The 25,428-nt window shown below is 68.6% G+C and carries 26 protein-coding genes; 10 read left to right on the plus strand and 16 right to left on the minus strand.

Annotation, left to right across the window (positions count from 1 at the left end; all coding sequences use genetic code 11):
• Positions 1-39 precede the first annotated feature (39 nt).
• From ACIBGM_RS33995 to ACIBGM_RS34005, 3 genes are all read right to left on the minus strand, one after another.
• Positions 40-552 carry a Uma2 family endonuclease gene (locus ACIBGM_RS33995; RefSeq protein ID WP_396387853.1) on the minus strand — a complete coding sequence of 171 codons (513 nt, stop codon included), beginning with the start codon at positions 550-552 and terminating at the stop codon, positions 40-42.
• Positions 553-686: 134 nt separating this feature from the next.
• Positions 687-1,520, minus strand: a complete 834-nt coding sequence (locus tag ACIBGM_RS34000) for an SAM-dependent methyltransferase (protein WP_396387854.1) — start codon at positions 1,518-1,520, stop codon at positions 687-689.
• 114 nt (positions 1,521-1,634) lie between these two features.
• On the minus strand, positions 1,635-2,267 hold the full coding sequence (locus ACIBGM_RS34005) for a DsbA family protein (protein ID WP_396387855.1): 633 nt from the start codon (positions 2,265-2,267) through the stop codon (positions 1,635-1,637).
• A 60-nt stretch (positions 2,268-2,327) separates the two neighbouring features.
• Between ACIBGM_RS34005 and ACIBGM_RS34010 the strand changes: the two genes are divergently transcribed.
• Positions 2,328-2,915 (plus strand): TetR/AcrR family transcriptional regulator, encoded by a 588-nt coding sequence (locus ACIBGM_RS34010; RefSeq protein ID WP_396387856.1) that lies wholly within the window; start codon positions 2,328-2,330, stop codon positions 2,913-2,915.
• On the opposite strand, the gene ACIBGM_RS34015 is transcribed toward ACIBGM_RS34010, so the two are convergent.
• On the minus strand, positions 2,896-4,647 hold the full coding sequence (locus tag ACIBGM_RS34015) for an IucA/IucC family protein (RefSeq protein ID WP_396387857.1): 1,752 nt from the start codon (positions 4,645-4,647) through the stop codon (positions 2,896-2,898). The two genes, ACIBGM_RS34010 and ACIBGM_RS34015, sit on opposite strands and share 20 nt — an antisense overlap.
• A 3-nt stretch (positions 4,648-4,650) precedes the next feature.
• Positions 4,651-5,238: a GNAT family N-acetyltransferase gene (locus ACIBGM_RS34020; RefSeq protein ID WP_360523027.1), complete on the minus strand. Its 588-nt coding sequence runs from the start codon at positions 5,236-5,238 to the stop codon at positions 4,651-4,653.
• A gap of 166 nt (positions 5,239-5,404) precedes the next feature.
• Between ACIBGM_RS34020 and ACIBGM_RS34025 the strand changes: the two genes are divergently transcribed.
• Positions 5,405-6,082 (plus strand): GPP34 family phosphoprotein, encoded by a 678-nt coding sequence (locus ACIBGM_RS34025; RefSeq protein WP_396387858.1) that lies wholly within the window; start codon positions 5,405-5,407, stop codon positions 6,080-6,082.
• Here the strand turns inward: ACIBGM_RS34025 and ACIBGM_RS34030 are convergent.
• Genes ACIBGM_RS34030 through ACIBGM_RS34040 form a run of 3 tightly spaced genes read right to left on the minus strand, consistent with a single transcriptional unit; the run spans position 6,079 to position 9,580 of the window.
• Positions 6,079-7,632, minus strand: coding sequence for a long-chain fatty acid--CoA ligase (locus ACIBGM_RS34030; RefSeq protein ID WP_396387859.1), 1,554 nt, complete (start codon positions 7,630-7,632; stop codon positions 6,079-6,081). The two genes, ACIBGM_RS34025 and ACIBGM_RS34030, sit on opposite strands and share 4 nt — an antisense overlap.
• Before the next feature lie 10 nt (positions 7,633-7,642).
• Positions 7,643-8,767, minus strand: a complete 1,125-nt coding sequence (locus ACIBGM_RS34035) for a DUF5938 domain-containing protein (protein WP_360523018.1) — start codon at positions 8,765-8,767, stop codon at positions 7,643-7,645.
• A 6-nt stretch (positions 8,768-8,773) separates the two neighbouring features.
• Positions 8,774-9,580: an SDR family oxidoreductase gene (locus tag ACIBGM_RS34040; RefSeq protein ID WP_360523015.1), complete on the minus strand. Its 807-nt coding sequence runs from the start codon at positions 9,578-9,580 to the stop codon at positions 8,774-8,776.
• Positions 9,581-9,745: 165 nt separating this feature from the next.
• Here ACIBGM_RS34040 and ACIBGM_RS34045 point away from each other — a divergent pair, with 165 nt between their 5' ends.
• Positions 9,746-10,381, plus strand: coding sequence for a TetR/AcrR family transcriptional regulator (locus ACIBGM_RS34045; RefSeq protein ID WP_360523012.1), 636 nt, complete (start codon positions 9,746-9,748; stop codon positions 10,379-10,381).
• 25 nt (positions 10,382-10,406) lie between these two features.
• Here ACIBGM_RS34045 and ACIBGM_RS34050 read toward each other — a convergent pair whose 3' ends face one another.
• Both ACIBGM_RS34050 and deoD read right to left on the minus strand, forming a co-directional pair.
• Positions 10,407-10,811, minus strand: coding sequence for a hypothetical protein (locus ACIBGM_RS34050; RefSeq protein ID WP_396387860.1), 405 nt, complete (start codon positions 10,809-10,811; stop codon positions 10,407-10,409).
• 110 nt (positions 10,812-10,921) lie between these two features.
• Positions 10,922-11,635 (minus strand): purine-nucleoside phosphorylase, encoded by a 714-nt coding sequence (gene deoD / locus ACIBGM_RS34055; protein WP_360523006.1) that lies wholly within the window; start codon positions 11,633-11,635, stop codon positions 10,922-10,924.
• A 27-nt stretch (positions 11,636-11,662) separates the two neighbouring features.
• Between deoD and nudC the strand changes: the two genes are divergently transcribed.
• A complete protein-coding gene (nudC, locus tag ACIBGM_RS34060; RefSeq protein WP_360523004.1) occupies positions 11,663-12,598 on the plus strand; it encodes an NAD(+) diphosphatase in 936 nt (311 codons plus the stop codon).
• On the opposite strand, the gene ACIBGM_RS34065 is transcribed toward nudC, so the two are convergent.
• Together ACIBGM_RS34065 and ACIBGM_RS34070 are read right to left on the minus strand one after the other, a co-directional pair.
• Positions 12,599-14,971, minus strand: a complete 2,373-nt coding sequence (locus tag ACIBGM_RS34065) for a hypothetical protein (protein ID WP_396387861.1) — start codon at positions 14,969-14,971, stop codon at positions 12,599-12,601. It abuts the gene before it with no gap.
• 134 nt (positions 14,972-15,105) lie between these two features.
• The gene (locus ACIBGM_RS34070) at positions 15,106-15,345 is read right to left on the minus strand and encodes a mycoredoxin (protein WP_360522998.1); all 240 of its coding nucleotides are present in this window, start codon (positions 15,343-15,345) and stop codon (positions 15,106-15,108) included.
• A 102-nt stretch (positions 15,346-15,447) separates the two neighbouring features.
• Here ACIBGM_RS34070 and ACIBGM_RS34075 point away from each other — a divergent pair, with 102 nt between their 5' ends.
• Complete coding sequence (locus tag ACIBGM_RS34075; protein ID WP_396387862.1) at positions 15,448-17,586, plus strand: ATP-dependent DNA helicase UvrD2; 2,139 nt, start codon at positions 15,448-15,450, stop codon at positions 17,584-17,586.
• Between the two features lies 1 nt (position 17,587).
• Here ACIBGM_RS34075 and ACIBGM_RS34080 read toward each other — a convergent pair whose 3' ends face one another.
• Together ACIBGM_RS34080 and ACIBGM_RS34085 are read right to left on the minus strand one after the other, a co-directional pair.
• Positions 17,588-18,472: an AraC family transcriptional regulator N-terminal domain-containing protein gene (locus ACIBGM_RS34080; protein ID WP_396387863.1), complete on the minus strand. Its 885-nt coding sequence runs from the start codon at positions 18,470-18,472 to the stop codon at positions 17,588-17,590.
• A 9-nt stretch (positions 18,473-18,481) separates the two neighbouring features.
• A complete protein-coding gene (locus ACIBGM_RS34085) occupies positions 18,482-19,432 on the minus strand; it encodes a YihY/virulence factor BrkB family protein (RefSeq protein WP_396387864.1) in 951 nt (316 codons plus the stop codon).
• Between the two features lie 431 nt (positions 19,433-19,863).
• Between ACIBGM_RS34085 and ACIBGM_RS34090 the strand changes: the two genes are divergently transcribed.
• The 4 genes from ACIBGM_RS34090 to ACIBGM_RS34105 all read left to right on the plus strand — a co-directional run bounded on the left by ACIBGM_RS34090 (position 19,864) and on the right by ACIBGM_RS34105 (position 22,639).
• Entirely contained in the window at positions 19,864-20,061 is a 198-nt protein-coding gene (locus ACIBGM_RS34090; RefSeq protein WP_131467411.1) for a hypothetical protein, read from the plus strand.
• 147 nt (positions 20,062-20,208) lie between these two features.
• The gene (locus ACIBGM_RS34095) at positions 20,209-20,496 is read left to right on the plus strand and encodes a WhiB family transcriptional regulator (protein ID WP_132151798.1); all 288 of its coding nucleotides are present in this window, start codon (positions 20,209-20,211) and stop codon (positions 20,494-20,496) included.
• Between the two features lie 434 nt (positions 20,497-20,930).
• Positions 20,931-21,098, plus strand: coding sequence for a hypothetical protein (locus ACIBGM_RS34100; protein WP_396387865.1), 168 nt, complete (start codon positions 20,931-20,933; stop codon positions 21,096-21,098).
• An 86-nt stretch (positions 21,099-21,184) separates the two neighbouring features.
• Entirely contained in the window at positions 21,185-22,639 is a 1,455-nt protein-coding gene (locus tag ACIBGM_RS34105; RefSeq protein WP_396387867.1) for an MFS transporter, read from the plus strand.
• Here the strand turns inward: ACIBGM_RS34105 and ACIBGM_RS34110 are convergent.
• Together ACIBGM_RS34110 and ACIBGM_RS34115 are read right to left on the minus strand one after the other, a co-directional pair.
• Positions 22,636-23,949, minus strand: a complete 1,314-nt coding sequence (locus ACIBGM_RS34110) for an AarF/ABC1/UbiB kinase family protein (protein WP_360528326.1) — start codon at positions 23,947-23,949, stop codon at positions 22,636-22,638. The two genes, ACIBGM_RS34105 and ACIBGM_RS34110, sit on opposite strands and share 4 nt — an antisense overlap.
• 130 nt (positions 23,950-24,079) lie before the next feature.
• Complete coding sequence (locus ACIBGM_RS34115) at positions 24,080-24,238, minus strand: DUF5679 domain-containing protein (RefSeq protein WP_012922897.1); 159 nt, start codon at positions 24,236-24,238, stop codon at positions 24,080-24,082.
• A 524-nt stretch (positions 24,239-24,762) separates the two neighbouring features.
• Here ACIBGM_RS34115 and ACIBGM_RS34120 point away from each other — a divergent pair.
• Complete coding sequence (locus tag ACIBGM_RS34120; RefSeq protein ID WP_360528323.1) at positions 24,763-25,299, plus strand: YgjP-like metallopeptidase domain-containing protein; 537 nt, start codon at positions 24,763-24,765, stop codon at positions 25,297-25,299.
• Positions 25,300-25,428: the final 129 nt, after the last annotated feature.

Raw genomic sequence — 25,428 nt, forward strand, 5'->3', positions numbered from 1 at the left:
ATCGGCGATCTGCCCCGGGTTGCCCCGGGATGCCCTGGGTCAGCGGGTGAGTTCGGCTGGGGTGAAGGTGATGGGGAAGGGGGTTGTCGTCTCGAAGGGTTCTTCGGCGTGGACGACGGCCAGGCAGGTGTAGCCGGTGGGGGTCAGGTGGAGGACTGTCAGTTCTTGGTGGGTGGGGTCGAGGAGCCAGTAGGTGGGGACGGCGTGGGTTTCGTAGAGGGTGCGTTTGAGGACTACGTCGGTGGTCCGGGTGGAGGGGGAGAGGACTTCGACGGCGAGGAGGGGTGGGGATTGGAGGAGGTGGGGGCCGGCGGTCTCGCGCGGGCAGACGAGGAGGTCGGGGCGGAGGGAGATGGTGCGGGTGGGGCGGAAGTCGAGGGAGCCTACGGAGACGAGTAGGTGCGGTGGGCAGGCTTGTTTGAGGCGGATCATCAGGGCGATGACGGCTGAATGATGGGCGGGTGGCTGGACACCTGTGACCAGCAGCCGGCCATCCACGATCTCGTACCGGCGGCCGTCCCTGGGCACCTCAATCGTCTGTTCGCTGCGCACCACCCCAGCTTGACCGAGTCCCCCGACCCACCGCAGAAGTTATCCACAGCCGCCCCACGACAGACCGCAGTCGCGGTACGACGAAGAGCCGGGGACTCAGCATGGAGTCGCCGGCTCTTGGTGGGGTGGGTGGGTCAGGGTTTGCGGGCTACGCCTACCCAGAGGCTGCACATAACGTCGGTGAACTCGCCCTTTTCGACGAGCTGGTTGGTCTCGGCGTCGGGGTGCCAGCGGAAGGGGGCGGAAACGCCGGGGTCGATCAGCTCGAGGCCGTCGAAGAAGCGGGTGACCTCTTCCTTGCTGCGGACCTGGGCGTCGCCGCCGTCGGCCTTGTAGACCTGGATCGCCCGCTCCCACAGGTCCGGAGCGAAGTCCGGCGTGCAGTGCGAGAAGATCAGGTACGACCCCGACGCGAGCGGTTCGAGGAGCTGCTTCACCAGGTCGTACGGCTTCAGCGCGTCGGGCAGGTAGTGGAAGACGCCGACCAGGCTCAGCGCGACCGGCTTGCTGAGGTCGAGGGTGTCCTTGACCTCCTGCGAGCCGATGATCGACGCCGGGTCGGTCACGTCCGCCTCGAGGTACGTCGTCTTGCCCTCGGGACGGCTGGTCAGCAGCGCCCGTGAGTGCGCGAGCACGATCGGGTCGTTGTCGACGTAGACGACCCGGGCCTCGGGCACGACCTCCTGCACGACCTCGTGCAGGTTCGGGCTGGTCGGGATGCCGGTGCCGACGTCGAGGAACTGCGTGACACCCTCCTCGGCGACGTACCGGGCGGAGCGGTGCATCCACATCCGGTTCGACTGCGCGGCGGTGCGGAACCCGGGGAACGCCTGCAGCAGGTGCTCAGCCGCCTGCCGGTCGATCTCGAAGTTGTCCTTGCCGCCGAGGAAGTAGTCGTAGACCCGCGCGCCGTGCGGCCGGTCCAGCTTGAGTCGCTCGTACATGGCAGGTACTTCGTTGTCGGCCATCGATGGCTACTCCCTACTCCGGTGCTGTCGAACGCGGCAAGTGCGATCGTAGCTGATTTGCGACAGTACGTGACCAACGCGGGACAACCTTTGCCTGGATCGAAGGTGCGCCGATCACTGAGCGAAGCTAGGCATCGGCAAACCCGCAGCGGACAGGCCGACGAACGACGGCTCAGACGTGAGAATCTCCAGCGCGTCCCAGACCTCCAGCCCGTCCGCCACAGACACCGGAGCGGACAGTACGGCGCCCGAGAACAGCACCTGTCGTCCTTCGACCAGCGTCGGCACCACCGGCGTACCTGACGTCAATGCAGCCAGCGCAGCGTTCGAGCTCTCGATCGCGGCATCCCACCGGACATCGTCGGCAGCGTCTGCCCAGGACGCCTCCAACTCGGCGGCCGCAAGAGCCTCGAGGAGTACGACACGCGCCGGCGCCTGAGGCGGACCGGGGACGAACACCCGCGAGCCCCACTCCAGGTAGAGCCGCTCGATCGCATCCCCACGTCCGGCGTCGCGCAGGGCTTCGAAGACGCGCATCACCCGCACGGATTCCTTGCTCGCAGCAACAGCCACCGCGCGGACGAACTCGGGCACGCCAGGTGCCTGGTCCGAGCCGTCGCGCATCCAGAGGCTGAACGAGCGGAACGTCAGTTGCAGCTCCCGCTCCGGCGCGACCGCGGTGAGCCAGCGGACCGCGAGCCAGCTCCACGGGCAGGCCGGATCGGCGTACAGCTCCAGTGTCTTCATCAGATCCCCCATCTGTTCATCAGAGTAAGACTATGATGAACAGAGTGATAGATTCTTGACGTGGCTGTCAAGGAGGAATCCCACCGCGCTCGCCAGGCACAGGCGACCAAGGAGCAGGTCGCGCGGGCGGCCCGCGAGCTGTTCGCGGAGCAGGGGTATGTCGCGACGACGATCGCGGCGATCTCCGAGGCGGCCCGGATCCCGGCGCAGACCATCTACTCGGCGTTCGGCAACAAGGCCGCGATCCTCAAGGAGATCTCCCGGATCTGGATCGTCGAGGCGGAGACCCGGCGGCTGGCCCAGGAGTCGCTCGCCATCGCCGACCCGGCCGCCAGGTTGCGCGCCGCCGCGCACTGGCAGACCCGGCAGTTCGAGACCGGCGTCGACGTGATCCGGATCTACCAGGAAGCCGCCCGCGTCGACGCCGAGATCGCCGAGCAGTTCGAGCGCATGCTGTGGGCCCGCGAGCAGGAGCTCGAGATCTACCTGAAGTCGTTCAAGGGCCAGCTCAAGCCCAAGGCGCTGGACCTCTTCATCGCGTGCACGGCGGCGGAGATCTACCGCACCCTGGTCCTCGACCGGAACTGGCCGGTCGAGGACTACGAGCGCTGGCTGGCCGACACGCTGGTCAGTCAGCTGCTTCGGTGACCAGCGGGTTGTCGAGCGTCCCGACGTACTGGAGTGACCCGGCAATGTCCGTCAGGTCCACCATCTGCTGGTTGTTCTTCAGCTGCAGCCGGTTCAGGCACGACAGCGCGAACGACGGCGCAAAGACGTCGTACTTCGCGAACGCGTCGGCCAGCTCGGGCGTCGCCGCCTGGTAGTCCCGCACCGCGGCCGCGACCACGGACCAGAACTCCGACGGCGTCAGCAGCCCCTCCCGGTCCAGCATCGGCGAGAGGAACCGGAAGATGCAGTCGAAGATGTCGGTGAAGACGCACAGCAGCTTCTCGTCGTGCGGTACGTCGGCCCGCACCCGCTCGGCGTCGGCCGGCAGCGGCGTGTCCGGGCTCATCACCGCAATCTCCTCGGCGATGTCCTTCATGATCACCCGGATCGGCACGGCGTCCCGCAGTGCGAGGATCAGGTTCTCGCCGTGCGGCATGTACACCAGCTCGTAGGCGTAGAAGCAGTGCAGCAACGGGATCAGGTAGGCGTCGATGTACGACCGCAGCCAGTCGGCCGGCGCCAGGCCGGATGCCCGGATCAGCTCCGCGGCCAGCGACGTGCCGTCCCGGTCGACGTGCAGCAGGCTCGCCATCGTCGCGAGTCGCTCGCCCGGCTCGAGCGTCGGCACCGGGCTCTCCCGCCACAGCGCCGACAGCATCTTCCGGTACGGCGACGTCTTCTCGGTGGCCGCCTCGTAGTACCGGTTGTGGTACCCGGCGGCCGCGATCTCCCGCAGCACCGAGAAGCCGTACCGCTTCAGCACCAGGTCGTTCGCGACCAGGCCGAACACCCAGTCGTTGATCGCCGGCGTCGCGGCCATGTACGTCGGCGACAGCCCGCGCATGAACCCCATGTTCAGCACCGACAATGCCGTCTTCACGTAGTGCCGCGACGGCTCCGTCCGGTTGAAGAACGTCCGGATCGACTGCTGTGGCTGGTAGTCGTCGTCGCTGGACCCGAGGTGGATGATGTGCCGCTGCGCGATGTCGGCCGCGAACGTGATCGACGTCTTGTTCTCCCACTGCCACGGGTGCACCGGCAGGTACACGTAGTCCGCCGGGTCGGCGCCCGCGGCAACGATCTCCGCGGCGAAGCGCTCCAGCACGTCGGGTCCCAGCTCGGTCCGCAGCAGGTCGTCGTACGTGATCGTGGTGCTGTGCGAGATCGTCGCGCGGTCCTTGCGGGCGGCGATCCAGGTCAGCCGGACCGGCTGCCCGGTCTCCGGCGCGAAGGCCCGGAAGTCGGTGACGCCGAAGCCGAGCCGCCCGTTGTTCGCGACGAAGCACGGGTGCCCCTCGGTCATCGCGGACTCGATCACCTGGAAGTCCGCGTCGACCAGGTCCCCGGCGGTCTGTGCAGGCTTGGACAGCTTGTACGCCGTACTCGCGAGCGTGCTGCTGATCTCCTCGAGGTACACCGGCAGCATCGCGGCGCCGATGCCGAGCTGCTCGTGGAACTCGGTGACGAAGTCGAGCGCGTCGACCGGGCGGTCGCCGTCCCGCTGGATGGACTCGGCGTCCACCTCCCAGTGGTTCAGCGGGTAGCGGGTGGCCGCGAAGGTGTACCGGCTGCGCGCGCTCGCCACCTCGTACAGGTTGCCGACGGCAACCGGCTCGAGGATCCGCTCGTGACTGAACTCGGCCAGCGCCTTGCGGACCAGCGCGCGGTTCGCGACGGCCCAGGCCTCGGGGGTGAGATGTTCGGTGGTCATCGGTCAGCCGGCCTCGTTCATCCTGGTCGCCTCGGCGTACTGGTCGCGGGTGCAGAAACTCAGCCAGGCCTGCTTGTCGGGCAGGTCCACGATGCTGTGCTTGCGGAACCCCATCCGCTCGTTCAGCGCCTGGATCTTGGTGTTGCGGACGTCCGGCTCGACCACGACGCGGTCGATCAGCGGGTCGCTGAACAGGCTGTCCAGGATGGTCTCGAAGATCGCGCCGGTGAAGCCCGGGATCCGGGCCTGCGGCGGCGCAACGAGGACGTGCATCCCGACGTCGCCGGGCGCGACGTCGTACGTCTTGGCGACGGCGTCGTACGACGGTTCGTAGCGCTCCATCAGGAACGCCGGGCGGCCGTCGTGCTCGCCGAGGAAGGCGCGGTGGTGTCCGGTGCTCTCGATCCGGCGGTACTCCGCGCGCACGTCGTCGACCGAGGCGTCCAGCAGGCCCCAGTACTGCGCGTAGGGCTGCGTGACCCAGCCGTGCAAGGTCGGCACATCCTCGGTCAGGTCGAACGGCCGGAGGCTGAGGGTGCCGATGCCGGCGAAGAAGCGCCGGTACATCGGCTCGGGCAGTGCTCTGGTCATGGCGGTCTGCTTTCGAGGTGGGCGAACCTGTTAGCTAAGGCTTACCTTACTAGATAGTCAACGCGTCAAGTTCCGGCGTCCACCTCCAGGCTCGACGGGAGGCGGAGATCACAGGTAGTCCGCGAGGCGGATGTGCGCCCAACACCCGTTTGCCTACGTTGGACACATGTTGATTGCCGAAGATCTCTTGCTGCTGCTGTACGACGACGAGAGCGGTAAGCCGATCACCGGGTCGCCAGGGCTGGACTACGCGCTGGCGGGGGCCGTGCTGATCGAGCTGACCATGCTCGGGAAGCTGGACGTCGCTGGTGAGGGCGAGGAGGTCAAGCGCGGCCGCCTCAAGGTGCTGGACGCCACCCCGACCGGTGACGGCATCCTGGACGAGCGGCTGGCCTACGTGGCCGGCAAGCCCGGCAAGCGACCCAAGGACCAGATCGGCCGGCTCTCGAAGAAGCTGCGCGAGCAGGTGCTCGCCAGGCTCGCGGAGCGCGGCGTGCTGGAGGCGGACCAGGACAAGGTGCTCGGCCTGTTCCCGGTGACCCGCTGGCCGGCCAAGGACGCGCGGCACGAGGCAGAGATGCGTACGGCGCTCGAGAGCGTGCTGAAAGTGGGTACGACGCCGGACGAGCGCACCGGGGCGCTGGTCGCCTTGCTGAGCGCGTTGAACGTCGTACCGAAGATCGTCACCGACGCGGTCGACAAGAAGGCGCTCAAGCATCGGGCGAAGGAGATCGCCGAGTCGGACTGGGCCGCCGACGCTGTGAAGAAGGCTGTCTCGGAGATGCAAGCTGCGGTGACCACTGCGGTTGTCGTGAGCACCGGGGCGGTCGCGGCCGGCAACTAAGTCAGGCGCTCCTTGATCTCGGACTTGAGCACCTTGCCGACCTTGGACCGGGGCAGGTCCGGCCAGACCAGGACCTCCTTGGGCGCTTTCACGCTACCGATCCGGGCCTTCACGAACGCGATCAGCTCGCGTGGATCGACGTCGCCGCCGGCCAGCGGCTGGACGACCGCGACCACCCGCTCGCCCCACTTGTCGTCCGGGCGGCCGATCACCGCGCAGTCCTGGACGGCGGCGTGCGCCAGCACCGCCTGCTCGACCTCGGTGGAGTACACGTTGAAGCCGCCAGTGATGATCATGTCCTTGGCGCGGTCGACGATGTAGAGGTAGTTGTCCGCGTCCAGGTAGCCGATGTCGCCGGTGTGGTGCCAGCCGTGCCGCGACGCCTCCGCGGTGGCCTCGGGGTTGCGGTAGTACCCCTGCATCACCAGCGAACCGCGGACGACGATCTCACCGCGGTCGCCGGGCGGCAGGAGGGATCCGTCCGGCGCCATGATCGCGGTCGTGACGAGTGGGGACGGACGGCCCGCCGACGACAGCCGCGACCGGGCGATGTTGCCGTCGGCATCGAAGTGGTCGGCCGGCGCCATCGTCGAGATCATCATGGGGGCCTCGGTCTGGCCGAACAGCTGGGCCATCACCGGGCCGATCCGGGACAGCGCTTCTTCGAGCCGGGCGACCGACATCGGCGCGGCGCCGTACCAGAAACACCGCAGGGACGTGAGGTCGGTGCTGTCGAGCTCCTCGGCAGCTAGCACCATGTAGATCAGCGTCGGCGGCAGGAACGTGTGGGTGACGCGGTGCCGTGGGATCAGCTCCAGGAACGCGTGCACGTCCGGGGTGCGCATGATGACGATCTCGCCGCCGCAGGACAGGACGGGAAAGCACAGCACGCCGGCCGCGTGGGTCAGCGGCGCGAGCGCGAGGTAGACGGGCCGGTCGCCGAACGGGTAGCCGATCAGGGTCAGCGCCGTCATCGTCTCCAGGTTGCGGTTGCTCAGCATGACGCCCTTCGGGCGCCCCGTGGTCCCACCGGTACCGACGATCAACGCCAGATCGTCGGGCCCGGTGAGATCGACGGCCGGCTGGGACACGCCCCCGCAGAACGCGTCCCAGCCGACACTCCGGCCACGGACGTGGGGGTCTCGGCCGGAGTCGGGATCGGCATCCAGGCAGACGAAGGTGTGCACCTTCGGCAAGGCCTCCCGGATCCGATCCACCAGGGGCGCGAAGGCCGCCTGGTAGATCAGCACTTCACAGTCGAACTGGTCGAGCAGCTCGCGGTTCTCGGCCGCCTCGTTGCGCGGGTTGATCGGGCACCAGACCGCACCGGCCCGGCTGATCCCGAACACGCAGCTGAAGGCGATCGGGTCGTTCGCCGACAGGATCGCGACCTTGCCACCCGGTCGTACGCCGGTCGCCGCGAGACCGGCCGCGATGCGGTACGACAGCTGCTGCACCTCGCCGTACGTGAGCGTCTCGCCGTCGGTGGTCAGGCACGGTGCGTCCGGACCGAGCGAGGCGCCCTTGTCGAGGTAGTCGACCAGTCTCACTGCAACCCCTTCAGTGCAGCACGGTCAGCTGTGGCTCGGAGACCAGCCCGAAGCTGCGCAGTACGCCGAGCAGCTCGCGATGACCGAACGCCTGGCAGCCACTGGCGAACCCGACCCGCTTCGGCGGAGTCTGCAGCAGCGAGTACGCCGCGTAGGCCTGCAGCAAACCGGTCTGCTGGTAGTTGCTGTTGCCGTGGATGACACAGTGCGCCCGGCCGAGCGGTCCGGAGGCGTGCACGGAGTCCAGGGTCTTGTTGACGCGTGGGTTCTCCCGGGGCGGCATCTGGTTCATCACCTGGCGGGCGGTCTCGGTGAGCGCCGCGTTGCGCTCGTCGGGAGCCATGTCCTTGGTCGCTTCCAGTGCAGCGGCGACGATCTGCGGCACGCCGTTCATCAGGGCGGCGTTGAAGACACCGCCCTGTGCCTTGCAGTTGGCCACGCGCGGGTCGCGCTTGAACCAGACCGGGTGCGACATGCCGCCCCAGGGCAGGGACAGTGCCAGTTCATGGTGACCGGGAACCACCAGTGGCACCAATCCCTGCTCTGGGAACTCGGTGTACTCGTTGTGCTCGAGGTAGTGGGCCTTGGAGGTGGCCGCATTGACCAGGATGGTGCGCGTCGACGCGATGGTCGGGCTGCCGCCCCAGAACACTGCGATGTCCAGCGTGTCCAGGCCCGGCTGCTCCAGACACAGCTGTGCAGCGATCTCGCTGGTCGTGTACATCTGCGCGATGCCGGGCGCGAGGAGCAGTCCGGCTGCGGCGAAGTCCGCGCCGTACTTCTCGTCGCAGGTCATCAGCCAGTCCTGCTCACCGGTCGTGTCGGTGTAGTGCGCTCCTGCAGCGAGCGCCGCCTCCACAGCCGCGGGACCGAGCTCACTGAACGGCCCGACAGTGTTGAGTACGACGGACGCGCCCTTGAACAGGTCCGTCAGCGCAGCCACGTCGTGGTCGACGACGGCGACCTCGTAGTCGGCGGTCTCGATTCCCGCCACGTGGGAGTCCATCGACTCCTTCAGCTTCTCCTCACTGCGACCGGCGGCCACGAACGGGACGTGGTACTGGCGGAGGAACTCACAGACCAGGCGGCCGGTGTAGCCGGAAGCGCCGTACACGACGACAGGCTTGGTGGTCATGGGGCCTCACATCCCCATTCCGCCGTCGACCGGCAGGCCGGCGCCGGTGATGAACCGGGCCTCGTCCGAGGCGAGGAAGACGACCGCGTCGGCCATGTCGGTGACCTCACCGAGCCGGCCGGCCGGGGTCAGCCCGACGACTGCGGTGACCGCTGCCTCTGGGGACTCGAACAGTCCGAGCCGGGCCACGTCGTTGGCCAGTCCGGCGCCCATTGCGGTCGGCACCAGGCCGGGGTAGATGCAGTTGACGCGGACGCCGTACCCGAGCTTGCCGGACTCCATCGCGGCGACCCGGGTGAGCCGGTCGACCGCGGACTTGGTCGCGGAGTAGACCGCGATGCCGGGGAACGCGATGGTCGCGGCGACCGACGCGACGTTGACGATCGCACCGCCCTGGCCGGCCAGCCCGTCCGGCCGCATCGTGCGCAGTCCCCACTTGATGCCGAGCGTGGTGCCGAGGATGTTGACGTCGAGCATCCGGCGGATCTCGTCGGCGGTGACCTCGGTGAGCAGGCTGGTGATCTCGATCCCGGCGTTGTTCACCAGGATGTCCAGGCCGCCGAGGATGTCGTTCGCGGCGACGACCGCGTTCTCCCAGCTGCCCTCGTCGGTGACGTCGTGGGCGACGAAGCCGTTGCCGGCGCCGTACTCGCTGTCCAGCGCGTCGGCGACCGCCTCGCCGGTGTCCTTCTGGATGTCGCTGACCACCACTTTGGCGCCGGCCGCCGCGAGCGCCTTCGCCATCCCTTCGCCGAGCCCCTGGGCTCCGCCGGTGACGAGGGCCTTGCGGCCGGAGAGGTCGAGTCCGCCCATCTGAAGCTCCTTTGCTCGAAGCATCGCGCTTGCTTTTCACTCTGGAGAATCCTTTGACAGTCGTCAAGACTTTGTTTGACACTTGTCAAGAAATCTCCCACCGCGGGTCGCGCCTGGGTCCGCGGCGGGTAGATTGACGCTCGACGCACTGGGAGGTGGTTGGTCTTGACGTCAGCGGAGGCCGCTGAGCCGGATCGGCCCGCCCGGGTGTCCGGGATCGACAAGATCGAGCGCCGCCGGGTCGCGCTGGCCGAGTCGGCGCTGAAGACGCTCGGCGAGCTCGGGTACGCGCGGACCAGCCTGCGGGAGATCGCGAACAACTCCGAGTTCACCCACGGCGTCGTGCACTACTACTTCCGCGACAAGATCGACCTGATCAGCTACTGCGTGCGGTACTACAAGACCAAGTGCGCGCAGCGGTACGACGAGGTCGTCGAGACCGCGGCCTCGGCCGACGAGCTCGCGACCGGCTTCCTCGCCAAGATGACGCAGACGCTGGTCGAGGAGACCCCGATGCACCGGCTCTGGTACGACCTACGGGCGCAGAGCATGTTCGAGGAACAACTGCGCGACGACGTCACCGCGATCGACCAACTGCTCGAGCAGATGATCTGGCGCATCCTGACCCGGTACGCCGACCTGGTCGACGGCACGCCGACGGTCGACGCCCCCACGGCGTACGCCTTGATCGACGGCCTGTTCGAGCAGGCCGTCGTCGGCTACGCCGCCGACCCCGACGAGGTCCCGACCCAGCTCACCGACCGAGTCAGCCAGGTCCTTCCCAAACTGATCGCGACTTGACGGGGCCCCAGGCTGCGGCCGGAGCCTACTCGGCCTGACAGTTCGTCTTGCAGAGTTTGTCGGTGAGGGTCAGGTGTACGCCGGGTTCCTCGGTGTCGACCTCGGCCGAGATGTCGACGAGCCAGTCACCGAACGCCTGCTGGGCGATCGGCTTGCCCTTCTGCTGGTCGAACCAGCCGGCGATCTCCGGCTGGTTGACGTGCGCGAGCTCCAGGATTCGCGGCAGCGAGTTGGAGATCTCGCCCCAGGCGACGTCCACCTGACCGGACGCCTGCACCGACAGCACGGGCGGTCGCGGGTGCGTTCCGGTGAGCACCCCGATCGAGGTGATCCCCTTCCGGCAGACCGCGTAAGCGACGTCCGTCGTGCAGTCGTAACCGTCCGTCTTCAGCGCGCTCACAACCTGCGTGGCGGTGAGATCCGGCAGCACGGTCGGCGTCGGACTGGAAGACGACTCGGTTGCCGCCGGCTCGTCGTTACCTGAGCAGGCAGTCAGGAGCAGCAGGGTGGCCAGGGCGGTGACTGTGCCCAGACGCCGGTTCAGACCGGCACCTCGATCGCCGCGTCGAGGGCGATGGTGATCATCTCGGAGAACGTCGTCTGCCGCTCCTCGGCGGTCGTCTCCTCCTTGGTGATCAGGTGGTCCGACACCGTCATGATGCCGAGCGCCCGGCGGCCGAACTTCGCCGCCAGCGTGTACAGCGCGGCAGCCTCCATCTCGATGCCCAGCACGCCGTACGCCGCCGTCTGCGAGACCAGCTCGGGACGGTCGTTGTAGAACAGGTCGCCGGAGAACACCTGGCCGACGTGCACGTTCAGCCCGCCCGCCTCGGCGGCGTCCACTGCGGCCCGCAGCAGCTGGTAGTCGGCCGTCGGCGCGTAGTCGATGCCGTGGAAGCGCAGCCGGTTCATCTGCGAGTCGGTGCTCGCGGACATCGCCACGATCACGTCGCGGACCCGGACCGCCTCGGTCAGCGCGCCGCAGGTGCCGACCCTGATCAGCGTCTGCACGTCGTACTCCGCGAAGAGCTCGTGCGCGTAGATCGAGGCGGACGCCTGGCCCATGCCGGAGCCCTGGACGGAGATCGGCTGACCCTTGTAGGTGCCAGTGAACCCGAACATGTTCCGGATCTCGGTGTAGCAGATCACGTCCGACAGGTAGGTCTCCGCGATCCACTTGGCTCGCAGTGGGTCCCCCGGGAACAGCACCCGCGGTGCGATCTGCCCCTTCTTGGCGGCGATGTGAATACTCATGCCGGGATGCTCTCACGGTGCCGGGATATGTTGAGGTATGTGGCCTACTCCATCGCACGTGGTTCGCTAGCCCTGTCCCGGTCCGTGCTGGACCGCGCCGCCGATCGCAGGCGCGACCACGACTGGCTGGAGAAGGCCTGGGTCGCTCCGGACACGCAGGTGGCGCTCGTCGCCGGTGACAAGCTCCAGGTGACCGCCGACCGCAGCGCGCTGAACCTGGTGCACCCGTCCGAGGCGCCGGAGGGTGTGCGGGTCTTCCTGGGCATCGACCGGGAGTCTGGTGCAGGGCAGACCGCAGAGGGTCGCGCTGTGTTCGCCGTACTGGTCGACACAGAGGCCGACGAGTCGTACGGCGGGCTGCGTGAGATCGGCGCCGTACTGAACGATCGCGAGGCCGGTATGGCGGTCCACGTGGTCGGGCTGTCCAACTGGCACGGCGTGCACACGCACTGTGCGAACTGCGGCGAGCACACTGAGGTGGCCGAGGCAGGCCATGTGCGGCAGTGCCCGGCGTGCGGTCTGTCGCACTTCCCGCGCAGCGACCCGGCGATCATCGTCCTCGTCACCGACGACCAGGACCGCGCACTGCTCGGCCGCAACGAGGCCTGGCCGGAGGGCCGCTACTCGACCCTGGCCGGCTTCGTCGAACCGGGTGAGTCGCTCGAGGCCGCCGTACGGCGGGAGGTGCTCGAGGAGACCGGTGTGCTGGTGGGGGAGGAGATCGAGTACGCCGGCAGTCAGCCGTGGCCGCTGCCGTCCAGCCTGATGCTCGGCTTCTACGCCAAGGCGGTGAGTACTGACATCGAGGTGGACGCCGACGAGATCGCCGAGGCCCGCTGGTTCACCCGGGAGGACCTTCGTGCGCTGGTCGAAGCCGGCACGATGGCCCTCCCCGGCAACATCTCCATCTCCCGCCGCCTGATCGAAGGCTGGTACGGCGAGGAGCTCACCGGCAGCTGGTGATCAGCGGCCGACGTCGGAGCGGGCGGCGGCGAGCCGGATCAGGGCACCCTCCCAACGTTCGATCGTGCCTGCCTTCTCCAGCTCTCTGGCCTTCTTGTCCACCGCGATGACGTAGGCGGCGTGGCTGGGCCAGTCGGCCTTCGCATCGGGCAGTACGTCGGTCAGCGTGCAGCCGTACTCCACGTGCCGGTTCGTCACGTGGCTGTTGATGTTCCCGGTCCACACGGTCGCCCGGAGGTCGGACTGCGGACACGGATCGGTCGGTGGGGTGTAGGAGGCCAGGTTGGTCGGGTTGGTCCAGCCGTCCGGTCGCAGCAGCGTGTAGTACGTGCCGTCCGGGGTCTGGGTGAGCCGGTTGAGACCGTGGTCGCGCAGCATGATCGACACGCCACCGAGGCTGTCCACGACGAACAGTCGCCCGGCCGTGACGCCGTACAGGTAGCCGTCACGCCACTGCAGGGCTCCGTCGTTCGCTCCGGCGCGGCCGCTGAAGACCGGGATCTGTCGCAGTACGGCGCCGGTCGTCGGGTCGGCGACGAACACGATGCCGTCCGCCAGGCCCCACAGGTTGCCGTCCGGACCGATGGTCAGCTCGTTGATGCTGGCCGCATTAGGCACGGGTACGACGTCTGTGAGTACGGCGCCGGTGGACGGGTCGACCTTGACCAGGTGGGCCTCGGTGGCGATCGGCTCAGTGCCCTGGCCGCCCTCGATGCCGGAGCCGGCCCACACTGCGGTGCCGACTGGTAGCAGTGAGGAGATGGTCTGGTCGGCCACCAGGTTGCGGTAGACGGTGAACGCTCCGGTCGGAACGTCGTACACCGTGAGGGCTCCGCCGTACTCGCCGTACGCCGGAGTGGTGCCGACGTAGACCTTGTCGCCCGCAGGGACTACTGCAACGGGCCGGTTCTGGTGGTGGCTGTCGACGAGGCTGAAGAGTTCCTTCGGGTTCGTCGGCGTGGCGGGTGCGTTCGGATCCCACAGCGACAACCTGCCGTAGGGGTAGATGCCGACGTACATCTTGCCGTTGCCGTCCCAGGCCCAGTCTTCGACCTGGCCCTGGCGCGTCGTGACCGTGGACTTGCCGGTGGCTGGGTCGTAGACCGACGTCGAACCGTTGAGGTACGCGTTGACGAAGACCTTCCCGGTCGCCGGGTCCGCGAGCGCGTGCATGAGGGCTACCGGGACGTACTGGAACGGTGAGCTCCACTGCGCGAGCGTGCCGTCCTGTGGGTTGTACCGGAAGGTTCCGCCGGAGTAGTTGCCCGCCAAGCCGTACAGCACCTGGCTGCCGTTCTCGGTAACCCAGCCGTAGCCGATCGATGCACCACGGGTCACCGTGCGGGGCGGTGACACCGGACCGACGGTGTTCGTGTCCAGGTCGTAGTGGGTGAGGGCGAGCGTGTTGTTGGTGAAGTACACGCCACCAGGTCCCGCTGCGGACACACCGCGGGCGGCGATCGGGTAGTCCATCACCAGACTGCCTGTGGCGGCGTCGGTGAATTTGACCTGCTCGCCGGTCACCGCGTCGACCACGACCAGCCGGCTGCTGGCGTTGGCGAAGACCCGTCCGTTCGCGTAGTCGAGGTCGATGAAGTCCTTGGCCGTCGTACCGGGCGGAGTGATGTCCTCGACCTGCCGGGTCTCCACGTCGATCCGGAGCAGCCTGGCGTTCGGGGTGGAGATGCCGACGAACAGCTTGTTGTGGTCCGGGTCGTAGACGGTCGACCGTGCGTACTGCTGCACCGGGTCGAGTGAGCCGTAGTCAGTCACCTGGCTGGTCGACGGGTCGTACTTGAAGGCATGGGCCGTCGGGTAGGTGCCTGCGTACACGTTGCCGTTCTGGTCCGCGGTGAGGCCGTAGATGACCGACTCACCGGGGATCGGCTGGCCCAGGTCGGTGACGGTGCCGGTGCCCGGGTCGTAGCGATACAGGTGGGCGTTGGGGTAGGTGCCGACGTACAGGCGGCCGTCGGGCGCGACCACGATCGCCCACGCACCCGCTGCCCCTGCCAGTGGCAGCGCGTGGATCAGCTGGCGGCTGTGCAGGTCGACGACGTTGAGCTGGGCGTTCTCACCGGCGGGTACGGCGTACACGACGTCGCGGCCGTCCGGCGTCCGGCCGACGGCGCCCTCCATCACGGTGAGCGAGCTGATCGGGGCGCCGAGGTCGCGGACCGGATCCTCGGCGGCGATGCCGATCCGGCTGTCGTCCTTGCGGATCGGTCCGGTCTCGGACGGGAACGGCTCCGGCCGCTGCGGGTCCGGGCCGGCGGAGGCGGTGCGGCCGCCGGTGGCGAGGAGGCCCAGCATCAGGGCGCAGGCCAGAGCGGCACGAATCAGGACATGGCGGAAATGACGGCGCGGAATCATGGGCGGGCTCCCTGCGGCGTTGTTCCGAGGAAGGTATAACGGTCATGACCGTAAAGTCCATAACTCGCGCCCTATGAGTGTGCGGGCAGCACGAACGGCGCCGCCCGCTCGGGACGGCGCCGTGATCGCGGGACCTAGGCGGCGAGCTTCTCGGCGACCTGGGCCAGCGACGGGTTCGTCATCGCGGTGCCGTCCTCGAAGACGACGGTCGGAACCGTCTGGTTGCCGTTGTTGATCTTCTCGACGATCTTCGCGGCCTCCGGGACCTGCTCGATGTCGACCTCGGTGAACTCGATCCCGGCTCGCTTGAGCTGGCCCTTGAGGCGGTGGCAGTAGCCACACCAGGGGGTCGAGTACATCGTGAAAGCCGCCATCGGCTGACTCCTTCGTGCGGTGGGAGGGGGTTTCTGTCGGGCCGCCCGTCTAGGGTTGCTCTCGACGTATCCGAACCGGCTCGCAGGTGGTGCTGTTCCCGAATGTCCCCGTCCGTGAGCGATCTCACACGTTCCGCGTTCCCTGACCGGGGTGGTGGGGTGGGAAACGTATTGAGCCCAGATGACCTCCTGGAGGCGCTCGACCCTGAGCAGCGGGCGGTCGCGACCGCGCTGAACGGGCCGGTCGTGGTGATGGCGGGGGCGGGGACCGGCAAGACGCGGGCGATCACCCACCGGATTGCGTACGGCGTGCGTACCGGCACGTTCGACCCGCTCCGGGTGCTCGCGGTCACCTTCACCCAGCGAGCCGCGGGGGAGATGCGCGGCCGGCTCGCGCAGCTCGGCGTCGAGGGCGTGCAGGCGCGCACGTTCCACTCCGCCGCGCTGCGGCAGGCGAAGTGGTTCTGGCCCAAGGTGTACGGCGGGGAGCTGCCACCGATCGCGGACCGCAAGTTCCCGCTGCTGACCGAGGCGGCCTCGCGCTGCCGGGTCCGCGTGGACACTCCGGCGCTGCGCGACCTCGCCGGCGAGGTCGAGTGGGCCAAGGTGAGCAATGTCCGGCCGGACGACTACGCGAAGCTGGCGCCCCGCTCGGGCCGGACGCTGGCCGCGTTCGACCCGGCCACGATCGCCCGGGTGTTCGCGGCGTACGAGGATGTGAAGCTGGAGCGCGGCCGGATCGACCTGGAGGACGTGCTGCTCTGCGCGGTCGCGCTGCTCGCCGAGGACGAGCGGGTGGCGGCGGAGATCCGGCGGCAGTACCGGACGTTCGTCGTCGACGAGTACCAGGACGTGAGTCCGCTGCAGCAGAGCTTGCTCGACCTGTGGCTCGGCGGGCGCGAGGACGTCTGTGTGGTCGGCGACCCGGCGCAGACCATCTACTCCTGGGCCGGCGCCGAACCGGAGAACCTGGTCCGCTTCGCCGCCCGGCACCCGTCCGCGACGGTGATCAAGCTGGTGCGTGACTACCGGTCCACCCCGCAGATCGTCGACGTGGCCAACAAGATCCTCGACGCGACCGGTCCGGCCGGGCTGCCGGGGCGAGTCACGCTCCGGTCGCAGCGTGAGGCGGGCCCGGCGCCGGTGTACCGCGAGTACTCCGACGAGGTCGCCGAGGCCGATGCGGTGGCGCGGGCGGTCACGCGGCTGCAGGACGAGGACGTGCAGTTGCGCGACATCGCCGTACTGTTCCGGACGAACGCGCAGTCGGAGAACTTCGAGCAGGCGCTGGCCGAGCGGAAGATCCCGACCGTGCTGAAGGGGGCCGAGCGCTTCTTCGAGCGCGCCGAGATCCGGCAGGCCGCCGTACTGCTGCGGGGTCAGGCGAAGGCCGGGGATGTGTCCGACGACCTGGTCGAGGTGGTGACCGGCGTGCTGGGCGGAGCCGGCTGGACTCCGGAGCCGCCGACGGGCACGGGCGCCGTGCGGGATCGGTGGGAGTCGCTGAGCGCCCTGGTGACGATGACGTCGGACTTCGCCCGCGAGAACCCGTCGGCCCGGTTGCCGGAGCTCATGGCGGAGCTGGACCGGCGGGCGTCGATCCAGCACGCGCCGCTGGCCGAGGGCGTCACGCTGGCGACGCTGCACGCGGCCAAGGGGCTGGAGTGGGACTGCGTCTTCATCGTGGGCGCGCACGAGGGGACGCTGCCGATCAGCTACGCCCAGACGCCGGCGCAGGTGGAGGAGGAGCGGCGGCTGTTCTATGTCGGTGTGACCCGGGCGAAGCAGCAGCTCTTCATCAGCTGGTCCACCTCACGGTCCCCGGGCGGCCGCGGTCAGCGCGGTCCGACGCGCTTCCTCGACCCCATCGGGGTGCGTACGCCGTCCCGGCCGACCACCCGGGAGCCGTCAGGCGAGCGATCGACCAAGGCCGGCAAGCCGATCCCGAAGTGCCGGGTCTGCGGGCGTGGCCTGCTCGACCCGGGTGCGCGGAAGCTCGGCCGCTGCGAGGACTGCCCGTCATCGATCGACCAGGAGCTGTACGACGCGTTGATCGCCTGGCGGACCGAGCAGGCGGCGAGCGAGCGCATGCCCGCGTTCGTCATCCTGACCGACGCCACACTGACCGCGATCGCCGAGACCCGGCCCACCGACGAGCAGGCTCTGCGCCGGATCCCCGGCATCGGTCACACCAAGCTGACCAAGTACGGCGAGCGGATCCTGCTGCTCTGCACGCGCTGACTCAGGGCGTGGGCGCGAGCAGACGGCCTGCGTCCTCACTGGGCGGGACGCCGTACTGGCGGCGGTACTCGCGGCTGAACTGGGACGGACTGTCGTAGCCGACCTCGTGAGCGACGGTGGTGATGTCGCGCGGGTGGGATGCGAGCAGCAGCCGCGCCTGCTGCAGCCGGATCTGCTTCTGGAACTGGATCGGGCTCAGCGCCGTGACGGTCTGGAAGTGCCGGTAGAACCCGGACGGGCTCATGCCGGTCAGCCGGGCCAGGTCCTCGACGCGGAACGGTTCGGCGTAGTGGTCGCGGATCCAGCGGGCGGCGCGGGTGATGTGGCTGAGGTTGCTGTCGGCCAGACCGAGCTGGCGCACGGCTACGCCCTGCTCGCCGGTGACCAGCCGCCAGAGAATCTCCCGCTTGACCATCGGTGCCAGCACAGCCCGATCCCGCGGGCGCTCCAGCAGCCGAACGAGCCGGACCAGGCTGTCCACCAGGTCGTCGGTCAGCGCACCGACCGCAATGGCCGGTACGGCGCTTGCGCGCGGGCGGGGCAGATCGCCCGGCGCGGCGTGCAGGAGCAGGTCGGCGATCAGCGAGGGCTCGAGCGTCAGCGCGAGGCCGAGCGCAGGGTCCTGCGGGGTGGCGTCGACGAAGTGGCCGGTGACGGGAAGGTCGACCGAGGCGACCAGGTAGTCGCCTGGGCGGTACAGGTACACACGGTCGCCGACGACCAGGCGCTTCGCACCCTGCACCAGAACTGCCAGGACCACGCCCGACATCGACGGCGCCGGTGGCCCGGACCGCTCGACCTTCGCGATGTAGAAGCCATCGATCGCAGTGGACTCGTCCGCGCGGACATGCCGAACCAGCAGGTCCCGGAGCTCGTCGAGTGCCACCTTGGCAGGTTACTCGGGGACTGAGTCGGCCTTCGCTGCATTGCGCCGGCCGAGCGGCATCGGTTCACCCCTGGTGGTGTCGCGGGCTGTTTGCTGTTCGGCTTCCGCGTTGATCTCGGCTCCGAGGAGGACGGCGTACGCGGTGAGCCACAGCCAGAGCATCAGGATCGCGACGGCGGCCAGGCTGCCGTAGGTCTTGGCGTAGTTGCCGAACGTCTCGACGTAGATCGAGAACCCGACCGAGGCGGCCAGCCAGATCACCATCGCCACGGCCGCACCGATGGACACCCAGCGCATCCGCGGCGCGTCCCGCGACGGAGCGACCCGGTAGACGACCGCCAGCACGACGAGGATCAGCAGCACGGCCAGCGCGAACCGCGCGACCTGCAGGCCGACGCGGACCGGTCCCGGTACGTCGTCGCCGATCGCAGCGCCGGCGGCGAACAGCGCGACGGCCAGCAGGACGAAGACGATCGCCCCCAGGGTCATGCCGAGCGCGAGCAGCTTCTGGCGGACGAAGCCCCGCGACTCCTCCTCGTCGTACGCCATGTTCACCGCGGTGACCAGGTAGCCGACGCCGCCGGAGGCGCTCCACAACGCGACGACTACCGCGACGGCCACGCCGATGCCGAGACTCCGGCTGGGCGCCGAGGTCAGCGCGTCGATCTGCTGGAGGAGCAGGTCGCGTCCCGCAGCCGGCATCGCCTTGCCCAGCTCCTCCGCCTGGGTGCGGATCTGCGCCGGGTCGGCGATCAGCCCGTAGGCCAGCACCGCGGCGACGATGGCCGGGAACAGCGACAGGAACCCGAAGAAGGCCACTCCGGCCGCCAGCAACGGGACCTGATCGGCCTTGGCCTCTTTCCACGCCCGCTTGATCACCTGCCACCAGCCGGCCGCCGGAATCTGTCTCGGGGTCTCCGCCTCGACCCCCGGCACCGTGGCTGCTCGTTGTTCCGGCACGATCCCCACCCTTCTCCCCAGGTCGTCCTGCAGGTATCCGCGCGGCTGCCGTGGAAAACCTGCCGATCCGGCCCTGCCCGTTCGGGCAGGTCGAAGGAAATGTGTTGCCAGAGTGGGTGGGGAAGGCGCATGGTGGAGGACGTGCCGGGTTCTGCTCACGGCAGACGTGGCATTTAGGTGACAGAAGCAACGATCCCGGAGCGTGCGGATGACGTCCCGGAGCGTGCTGGAAGTGTGCTGTGGCAGCCAGTTCCGGCCACCTCGGCGGCAACTTCCGGCCAACTTCGCGAACTGGCGTTAAATAGTTTGCGGGCTCCGCTGGGGACGGCGTACTGTTCTTTCTGCGGTCGAAGCCTGGCCGAAAACTTCAAACCACCATAGCGATCGAGCTAACCGCCCGCTTCGCCACAACGAGAGGAGGTGCCCTGGAAATGATCACCAACACGGTCAAGAAGCCGTTCAGCGACGCTGCCGCGCTGCCGTGCGCCCCGATTCAGGGTGCCTCGCCGCGCCTGCACGTCGCGACCGTTGTGCTCATGGCTTCCGGCGCTGCCCAGTTCAAGGGCGGAGCTGTCGGCGATGTGAAGTACGGCGGTTCGGGTTCTCGAGCATGGAGTCCACCGGTCTGACAGACGTCAGAGCCGGCACCTCCAAGGCCGCGGAACCCGAAAAGGGTCCCGCGGCCCTTTTGTTTGTCCCTGATTTTGGCGGTCATCAACCGTTGACCGTCACCGACGACAAGAGATCAGCACCAAAGTCACTGGGAGGTGACCGGAATGAGCGTGAGCTTCCTCGATGTCTTCACCGAGGTGGCCTCGTCGCAGGACCTGCCCTGTCGGTCCTACGCGCCAGAACTCTTCTTCGCCGAATCGCCGGCGGACGTCGAGTACGCCAAGTCGCTGTGCACCACCTGCCCGCTGAAGGCCGAGTGCCTGGCCGGAGCGCTCGAGCGTTCCGAGCCGTGGGGAGTGTGGGGCGGCGAGCTGTTCGTCCAGGGAGTGGTGGTTCCGCGCAAGCGGCCCCGTGGGCGTCCCCGCAAGAGTGACACCGTGACCGCTGCCTGACGATCCCAGATCCGAATCGAGACCCCAGACCATGACGAACCAGACTTCACCCAGGAGAACTGAGATGCATTTACTCAATGAAGATCTTGCCCGTGCTCATTGTCGTTCCAAATTGAACGACGCAGAGCAGAACCGGCGCTTCTACCTCGCGCTCTCGATGGAGCGTGCGCAGAAGCGGGCCGAGCGGGCCAGCCGGCGAGCGGAGAGGGCCAGCGCACGCGCGCGCCTCGCGCTTGCCCGTCTGGTCTGATCCACCAGCACGACCGAAAGCCTGCGGGCGGTCCGAAAGGGAGGACCGCCCGGCAGGCACCCCAGCCTGACCAGCTGAACCACCGAGGGGCGGCATCCACTGGATGCCGCCCCTCGGCCAGTTCATAGTGGATGGGGGAAGGCCGGAGGGGGAACCGGCGTGGGGGAGGTGCACACTGATGCGCGTGATCAGAGCTACGTGTTCGATGTGTGGTCAGCAGGCAGAGACCGAAGAGGTGCCGCTGACCTGGGGAACCTCGGTGGAGAACGGCCGGAAGCTGCTGTACTGCGACCGCTGCGCCAGGGAGAACGTTCGCAACATCGAGGGGAAGCTGGACTCGGTCTACTGGTAGGGCGAATTCCGGGCCGGGTGTCGATCCGGCGGTGATCCGTCCGACGCAGGAGTGAGAGCAAGAACTCCTGCGAAAGGACCGGATCAATGACAGTCACCGAGAGCGCGGCCGGAACAGCGACCCGGCGGCAGTGGATCGGGCTGGCCGTGCTGTGCCTCGCCACGCTGCTGGTGTCACTGGATCTGTTCGTGATGCTACTGGCTGTGCCCGCGGTGACCGCCGCGCTCGGCGCGACCGGCAGCGAGCAGCTGTGGATCCTGGACGTCTACGGGTTCATGGTGGCCGGGCTGATGATCACCATGGGCAACCTGGGGGACCGGATCGGCCGGCGCCGGCTGCTGCTGGCCGCCGCTGCGGTGTTCGGGGTCGCTTCGGTGGTGGCGGCGTACTCGACGAGTCCGGAGATGCTGATCGGTGCCCGGGCCGTGCTCGGGATCGCAGGTGCGGCGATCGCGCCGTGCACGCTGTCGCTGATCTCGACACTGTTCCCGGACGCGCGGCAGCGGGCGTCCGCGCTGGGTGTCTGGGCGGGCTGCTTCACGGTGGGCGCCATCGTCGGCCCGGTGCTGGGCGGGGTGCTGCTCGACCACTTCTGGTGGGGTTCGGCGTTCCTGATCGGCGTCCCGGCGATGGCGGTCCTGCTGGCGGTCGGGCCGTTCCTGCTGCCGGAGTTCCGCGACGAGCAGGCGGGCCGCCTGGACCTGGTGAGCGTGGTCCTGTCGCTGGCTGCGATCCTGCCGGCCGTGCACGGGCTGAAGCAGCTGGCCTCGCACGGCGTGAGTACGACGGCCGTCGGCGGGCTGGTCGTGGGCGCGGTGTTCGGTGTGCTGTTCGTACGGCGGCAGCGGCGGCTTGCTGACCCGCTGGTCGACGTGCGGCTGTTCATCCGCCGGACGTTCGCGGTGACGTTGGGCAGCATGATGACGTACTCGATGCTGTCGGGCGGCGTGATGGTGTTCGTCGCGCAGTACTTCCAGTTGGTGCAGGGGATGACGCCGCTGACCGCAGGGATCGCGCTGGTGCCGGGCATGGTGACGTCGACCGTGGCGTTCCAGCTGGCGCCGCGGCTGGCCCGCCGGATCCGTCCGGGCGCGCTGATCCCCGGCGGGATCGCGTTCACGGTCGTCGGGATGGCGGTGATGAGTCAGGCGGAGTCGACTGCCGTCCTGGTCGTCGCGTTCGCCGTGGAGTGCATCGGTGCTGCGCCGCTGGTGACGCTGGGCACCAACCTGGTGATCGGGTCGGTGCCGCCGGAGAAGGCCGGCGCGGCTGGTGCGCTGACCCAGACCTCGAACGAGTTCGGATACTCGCTCGGCATCGCCGTACTGGGCAGCGTGGTCGCTGCGACGTACCGCAGTCAGATGGACGGGCAGGGCGGCAGTTCGCTCGCCGAAGCGCCGACCGCCGTACTGGACGCTGCTCGCGATGCCTTCACCGACGGTCTGCACGCGGCGGCTGGGATCACTGCGGTCGCCCTGACCGTCGTCAGCATCCTGCTGGCCCGCACGCTCCGGTCAGTGCCTGCGCTTGACCAGCCCTAGTCGCGGGTGAAGCCCGGGAGGAACTCGTCCAGGACGGAGCGGAACGGCGCCTCGGCCTCGAGCTGGGACAGTACGGCGACGCCGCCGATCCACACGCGGTGGATCAGCAGGTACGACGGCGGCAGGTTGAGCTTGAGCGCCAGCGACGCGTTCGGGCTGCGGAAGTCGCTGGTCCGGTTCGCCTGCTCGCGCATCCAGGCGCGGCTGAACTGGAACGTCTCCGTCCGGGCCGGCTCGGCGAACGGCCGCAGGTAGTCCATCAGCTGGTCCGGGTCGATCTCCATCCGGGGCTTGATGAACCCCTCGGCCCGCAGGCCGTCGCGGACCGCGGTTCCGTCACCGGCCAGCGAGATGCTCAGCAGCCGCCCGATCGCCGGCGGCAGCCCGTCCGGCAGCCGGGCGCACAGCCCGAAGTCGACCACGCCGAGGCGGCCGTCCGGCATCACCCGGAAGTTCCCGGGATGCGGGTCGGAGTGCAGCAGGCCGGCCAGCCTCGGGCCGCTGAACATGAACCGGACGTACTTCAGCCCGATCTCGTCCCGCTCCTGCTTGGTGCCGTCGGTGATGTACGACGACAGCGGCCGGCCCTCGATCCACTCCGACACGATGACGCTGGGGGAGTGCTTGATGACCCGGGGGACGACGAACTCCGGGTGGCCCTTGAAGGCGTCGGCGTACTGCTGCTGGGCCTGCGCCTCGCGGTCGTAGTCGAGCTCCTCGCCGATCCGCTCCTGGAGCTCGGCGACCAGCGGCTTCATGTCCAGCCCGGGGACCAGCGTGCCGAACGTCCGGGCGAACCGGCCGAGCTGGCGCAGGTCCGCGCGCAGCGCCTCGGCGGCGCCCGGGTACTGCAGCTTGACCGCGACCTCGCGGCCGTCCTTCAGCGTGCCGCGGTGCACCTGGCCGATCGACGCGGCCGCGGCGGGCAGGTCGTCGAACTCCTCGAACCGGTCCCGCCAGCGCCGGCCAAGCTCGCGCGACAGGATCGTGTGAACGGTCGACGCCGGCATCGGCGGTGCGGAGTCCTGCAGCTTGGTCAGCGTCGCCCGGTACGGCGCCGCGAGCTCCTCCGGCATCGCCGACTCCATCAGGCTGAGCATCTGCCCGAACTTCATCGCGCCGCCCTTGAGCTCGCCCAGGACGGCGAACAGCCGGTCGGCGGTCTGGCGCTGGAACTCGGCGATCACGGTCTCGGCGGGCGCACCGCCGATCCGCTTGCCCAGCCCGACCGTGGCTCGCCCGGCGGCGCCGAGCGGCAGGCTGGCAAGTTTCGCGGTCCGGCTCAGCGCCTTACGAGGGAGGTCCGACACCCTCCCATTCTGTCCGGTCGCCCAAGCCCGGCCCCGGCCGGGTGGCCCGGCGGGTCCGACGGCCCTCCGGGAAGGACGAGGGGCGGCGTCCGGCACGGGTGTGCCGGGCACCGCCCCACGACTTGGTGCGTCAGGCCTTGCCGAGGATCCGGTTCAGGTTCGTACCGCACTCGGGGCACTTGGCCTTGGCCATGCGCGTGCCCTTGTCGTTGACCTTGACCTCGCCGTCGGCGGTGCGCTTGGCCTTGCACTTGACGCAGTAGAACTCGCCGCTCCAGGTCTCTGCCATGAGGGCCCTCTCCTTGCTCTGAATTTCAGCCCGGGGTTCTCACCCCAGGCAGTCGTGGATGCTAACGGCAGACCGTCCTGCCGTAGGCCGTTCGGCCCAGTCGGGATTCACCCTACGGCAGCCAGGCGCACGCTCAAGCGCACCTCCCCGTCCGAGCGCCGCTGGGATGACCCTAGGAAAGCCCTTTCCGAGCTGTCTGGCAGCTACAGAGCAGGCTCCCGGGGTTTCGCCTTCGGAACCGCTCGGCTTCCCCTCCGAACGGCCCCGGAGGCGGTCCGGGAGCCTGCTGACCCTGACGCTAGGAGGCGCGCGCGGCGCAGGCAAGGGCCGGTTGTCCACCCCTGTGGATAACCCTGTGTGCAACCTGTGGGACGCGCCGCCGTGCACTGTGGACGGGCAGGGGAACAGGATGTGAACAACCGGGATCGGCCGGCTCAAGATCTGGCGTCTGACCTGCGGAAACGTCGATTCACAGGATGTGGACGCAAGAAAGTTGTCGGATTCGGGGGGTACATTTCTGAGCCATGGCCGACTCTCCACCGCGCCCGATCCCGCCGTACGTGGATATCCGCCGCAGCAAGCGGCGCAAGCGGACCGTCAGCGCGTACCGGGACGGGGAGCGGGTGGTCGTGCTGATGCCCGACCGGCTGTCCGCCGCCGAGGAGGCGCGCTGGGTCGAGACCATGCTGGCGCGGCTGGACAAGCAGCGCAGCCGATCCCGCGTGTCGGACGAAAAATTGTTGGCCAGAGCACACGAACTCGCGTGTCGTCATCTGCCGGAAGTGCCCGAACCTGCGTCTGTGAGGTGGGTTTCGAACCAAAACAGACGGTGGGGCTCCTGCACTCCGGCGGACCGGTCGATCCGGTTGTCGACCCGGCTGCAGGCGATGCCGGGCTGGGTCGTGGACTACGTCCTGATCCACGAGCTGGCCCACCTGGTCGAGCCGGCCCACAACGCCGCCTTCTGGGCGCTGGTCCACCGCTACCCCAAGGCCGAGCGCGCCGAGGGCTACCTGGAAGGCGTCTCGGCCGCCTCCTCCCTGAACCTCGACGACTTCTGAGCACCACCCTGCGCACCCGGCTCCTCACGGCGTGGTTTCCTGCAGGGTGCTCCCCCTACGGCGGTGTGGTTTCCCGCAGGGGAGGGGTGGGGTTTCCCTCAGGGTGAACTCGGTGGCTTCCTGCATGGT

The organism is Kribbella sp. NPDC050470 (genome assembly GCF_044458365.1).
Taxonomy (GTDB): domain Bacteria; phylum Actinomycetota; class Actinomycetes; order Propionibacteriales; family Kribbellaceae; genus Kribbella.

Excerpts from the sequence above, each read along its gene's own strand:
- ACIBGM_RS34000 (WP_396387854.1), bottom strand. The coding sequence starts at position 1,520 with ATGGCCGACAACGAAGTACCTGCCATGTACGAGCGACTCAAGCTGGAC.
- ACIBGM_RS34005 (WP_396387855.1), bottom strand. The coding sequence starts at position 2,267 with ATGAAGACACTGGAGCTGTACGCCGATCCGGCCTGCCCGTGGAGCTGG.
- ACIBGM_RS34015 (WP_396387857.1), bottom strand. The coding sequence starts at position 4,647 with ATGACCACCGAACATCTCACCCCCGAGGCCTGGGCCGTCGCGAACCGC.
- ACIBGM_RS34020 (WP_360523027.1), bottom strand. The coding sequence starts at position 5,238 with ATGACCAGAGCACTGCCCGAGCCGATGTACCGGCGCTTCTTCGCCGGC.
- ACIBGM_RS34025 (WP_396387858.1), top strand. The coding sequence starts at position 5,405 with ATGTTGATTGCCGAAGATCTCTTGCTGCTGCTGTACGACGACGAGAGC.
- ACIBGM_RS34035 (WP_360523018.1), bottom strand. The coding sequence starts at position 8,767 with ATGACCACCAAGCCTGTCGTCGTGTACGGCGCTTCCGGCTACACCGGC.
- ACIBGM_RS34040 (WP_360523015.1), bottom strand. The coding sequence starts at position 9,580 with ATGGGCGGACTCGACCTCTCCGGCCGCAAGGCCCTCGTCACCGGCGGA.
- deoD (WP_360523006.1), bottom strand. The coding sequence starts at position 11,635 with ATGAGTATTCACATCGCCGCCAAGAAGGGGCAGATCGCACCGCGGGTG.
- nudC (WP_360523004.1), top strand. The coding sequence starts at position 11,663 with ATGTTGAGGTATGTGGCCTACTCCATCGCACGTGGTTCGCTAGCCCTG.
- ACIBGM_RS34065 (WP_396387861.1), bottom strand. The coding sequence starts at position 14,971 with ATGATTCCGCGCCGTCATTTCCGCCATGTCCTGATTCGTGCCGCTCTG.
- ACIBGM_RS34070 (WP_360522998.1), bottom strand. The coding sequence starts at position 15,345 with ATGGCGGCTTTCACGATGTACTCGACCCCCTGGTGTGGCTACTGCCAC.
- ACIBGM_RS34075 (WP_396387862.1), top strand. The coding sequence starts at position 15,448 with ATGTCCCCGTCCGTGAGCGATCTCACACGTTCCGCGTTCCCTGACCGG.
- ACIBGM_RS34090 (WP_131467411.1), top strand. The coding sequence starts at position 19,864 with ATGATCACCAACACGGTCAAGAAGCCGTTCAGCGACGCTGCCGCGCTG.
- ACIBGM_RS34095 (WP_132151798.1), top strand. The coding sequence starts at position 20,209 with ATGAGCGTGAGCTTCCTCGATGTCTTCACCGAGGTGGCCTCGTCGCAG.
- ACIBGM_RS34105 (WP_396387867.1), top strand. The coding sequence starts at position 21,185 with ATGACAGTCACCGAGAGCGCGGCCGGAACAGCGACCCGGCGGCAGTGG.
- ACIBGM_RS34115 (WP_012922897.1), bottom strand. The coding sequence starts at position 24,238 with ATGGCAGAGACCTGGAGCGGCGAGTTCTACTGCGTCAAGTGCAAGGCC.
- ACIBGM_RS34120 (WP_360528323.1), top strand. The coding sequence starts at position 24,763 with ATGGCCGACTCTCCACCGCGCCCGATCCCGCCGTACGTGGATATCCGC.